At 58.7% G+C, this 3421-nt stretch carries 1 protein-coding gene; it reads left to right on the forward strand.

Features of this window, described 5'->3' with window-relative positions; translation table 11 throughout:
• The first annotated feature begins 2655 nt into the window (after positions 1-2655).
• Positions 2656-3324: a hypothetical protein gene (locus AC1DVA_RS26970; protein ID WP_476807929.1), complete on the forward strand. Its 669-nt coding sequence runs from the start codon at positions 2656-2658 to the stop codon at positions 3322-3324.
• Positions 3325-3421 lie beyond the last annotated feature (97 nt).

Consider the following 3421-nt stretch of genomic DNA (forward strand, 5'->3'; position numbering starts at 1 on the left):
GTGCCCCTCCTCGCAAGGCCGCCGGGCTTCGGTAGCCGGCTCGAACGCGGTCTAGCGAGTGCTCTAAACGCATCCATTGAGCGCGATTGGCAGCTGACAGGATTGGTCGCGTCAGTCGCGGTGTCAAAAGCGATGCTCGCCATCTGACAAAACGTGGCCTCGGGGCGCAGTATCATCTCCCGCCGTGGACCTAACTTTGCTGGGATCAAGGGCCGTGCCTTAAGAATGGGTGTTGCGTGGTTATGGCTAAAGCACGTCCGACTACTGGTCGGTCTTCGCAATTGGGCTGTGGTAACTGAACTGGCGGCACCGCGGTCTCTCAGACGCGGCAAGATAAAATCGACCGTCGCCAACGCCTGATCTCAGTCTTCCGAATTAAGAAAGCGCCTGAAAAGCTCTAATTTCTCCGCCATGTCTTTATCGACAATGGGCTTAACGATCGTACCAAGGGATATGCGTCTGTATTCCGCCGCAACTTGGGCCTGACCCGTGACAAAAATCGACGGGATACCTTTGTTTATTAACGCGCGATACTAAGAACGGGACGACAACCAGTAGGATTGCGATGGCGCGATAAAAACATCCCGCGCTCCGCTAACCCCGAGAAGCATGACTGGCTCATGTGGAAATGGCGCGTGTTCACGATGCTCGCGGCTTCGAGTATGCTCGCCTGCGCCGCAGCTTATTGGGCTGTCGCTCGGTTATGGCGGCTGGGCTTCGGCTGCGCGCATCGGAGCTGGTCCGACGAGCGCGGCCTTGCGTTGATTGCTCACCGGGGCCACTGCTTCGACAGTCCCCATTTTGCCAATTATCCCTAAGATGTGCTGCCTACGGTTAGAGCCAAAAGGCGCGAAGTCCGAAGAGCAGTGACGTGACCAAGAGGCGAGCAGGATTTGCAAGGTATTGGCTACGCTGTCCCGATCAGCGGCCGTATTTGACGCCGGATCGTCGTGAGGCTCTTTCCAAATGCTTTGAAGCTTATGAGCTGGCATGCTCCGCGGCATTGCTCTGGGAAAAACCGGTGGCGCGAGATGCCCCGAAAATTGCCGAAGAATACCGCCGTTTGATTAGTGAGCTCGAAGACGAAATCACAACTGCGCTTAGGGCTCGTCCTAAACCTTAACTGCTCGCGCAGTCACGAAGCCCGATGTCCGGAATGAGGAGAGATTCGTAAAGCCGGAGAGCCAGACGACAAAGCATCGCAGACCAATAGATCGGATCGAATTGCATTAGCGGTCACGATTTTATTACTGGCGGCGGCAGCGATTGTCGGTTTGGCACTGATCGCCGAACTGGACTTTACCGGTTAGGCTCTTCCCTCTACCAGACACATCACCTCGCCGCCGGCCGACCGGTGAGGTCCCCAGACGATGCAGTTGTGCTGATGAGCGAGCCAGACGAACTGCAGAGGCAAGCCCAGCCGGATAGTCCGATCAGGGATCAGCCCTGCATCCTCGATCGTCTTGTAGGTCACTGGGATGGGCTCGCCCCGGCGTGCGGATCTAAACGCAGCGAGGAGCGCTTCCATCGCTCTCGAAGGAGGCTGAGCAAACTGAGCCATAACTCGATTTTGGCAGCTTTACGTTAAGAATGCGCTCCGCTGATCTGGAAGATGCGCGAGACCGTTCGTCAAAGCGCCACACGACCGGGCATTCGCGCTGTCGCCCTCGGCTGCGTTGCGTAGATCGATGCTGCCCCAGAACCCGGCACGCGAACCGCTCCGACACGCCGAACTTCATCATGGCGTGGTCGATGCAGCGACGGCRCCGGGCGGGGCTTAGTATCAGATTGAGCGAGAACGTGCTGTATAAGAGCGCGTATCGCCCATGGCGGCTTAGCTATTAGGCGCCTCAAATCGTTACGCCATTGCGGCATGCGATCTATTTGTGCATGGACATATTTCCGTAAACAATTATCGACCAGCATCTATTCATGTTTTTATTTCAGAAAATAGCAATCTCGACACCGTACCTAATAGCCCTAAACTGCCTATTGTACGGCGCCTATCGCATTGGCGGTAGCCCGCACATTCAAAGATCGGCGTGATGGCGATACGGCTGCACGGAGCGGATCACCTATAGGCACACCCGGCGCAGAACTCGTCGTCATCAAAGACGCCGGACATTTGGTGCCCCTAGAAGCACCTGACCAGCTCGCCTGCATTGTCGGGTCATGGACTGATAGAATGATCTGACGTCGACTACCCACGACTCATCCCGGCGTGCGCTCGCACTACGGCGCTCCGTCAGCCGTGCGCCAACGGACTAAGCTGTTCTCGCGGCAGTTGCAGCGTGTGGGGCGCGCGTCGGGGATCATGATTTGGGGACGGCCGTGCCGTCTGAGGATCGGGGGGTTCACCTCACTCAGACGGCAGCTTCGCGTGTCAGCGCATACGAGTTAGCACGTGCTGGGTCGCGAACGCATCGAGCGCGGCCATGATCGGGTGAGTCGTCGATGAAGTAGGCGTAGACCCCTGACATCCGCGACCAAGGACGATCGTGCCAACTTAACCGTAATTGGAGATGTTGAGCCAGTTGCATTGCCCGGCCCCGCAAACACGTTACTATTCCGTTAAGGACTTCATCGAGTTGCCTCGCGGATCAAGCCCAGCCGCGCGTCTGCAATCCAGAGACGGGCTTTGACACAGGTGAAGTCATGAATACGCCGCTCGCACTCCCTGTGGCCGCCCTCATGGGATTCGCCAGTCTCGTCTTCACCACCAGTGACGCCGAAGCCCAGCGCCGTGGTGTCGGTGCAGGTGGTGGTTACCGAGGTGGTGCCGTGGGTGTTGGTTCTCGCGCTGGATACCGTGGCGCTGCTGTTGGCGGTGGCTATCGAGGTGGATATGGCGGAGCGTACCGTGCCGGATACCGTGGGGCCTACCGGGGGGCGGCATACCGTGGCGGTTACTACGGCAATCGTTACTACGGTGGCCGGGCGCTCCCAGCAGGCGTCGGTCTTGCAGCAGGTGCTGCATATTACGGCAACGGTTATGGCTACGGGTCCGGCTATGGCTACGCCGCGCCCGCCGCCTACGGTTCTGGCTATGCCGCTCCCGCTGCCTACGGCTACAATTTCAATGGCGCCTATAGCGACGGTCCCTATGCCACCAACACCTATTCCGGCTGTGCATGTTCCGATCGGGGAAGCGCGAGCCTCTATCCGCAGCCCGTCTACTACGGCACGCCGGCCTCAACTTACTATGGCGGGAGCGGCTATTATGGCGGCGGCTTCTATGGCCGACCTGTCGTTCGTGCGGGCATTCGCCGCGCCGCATACTACAATGACCGACCAGTTGTTGGTCACTACGGTAGGGGCTGGTAGATCACCAGCACGTGTGGGGGCGTCAGCGCACGGGCCGCGGTCCTTATAAGCCACCGTCCGAGCAAATGAGCGTAGGCTCGGCGATGGAACGCTGGTG

This window comes from Allobosea sp. P4_C6 (assembly GCF_056402015.1).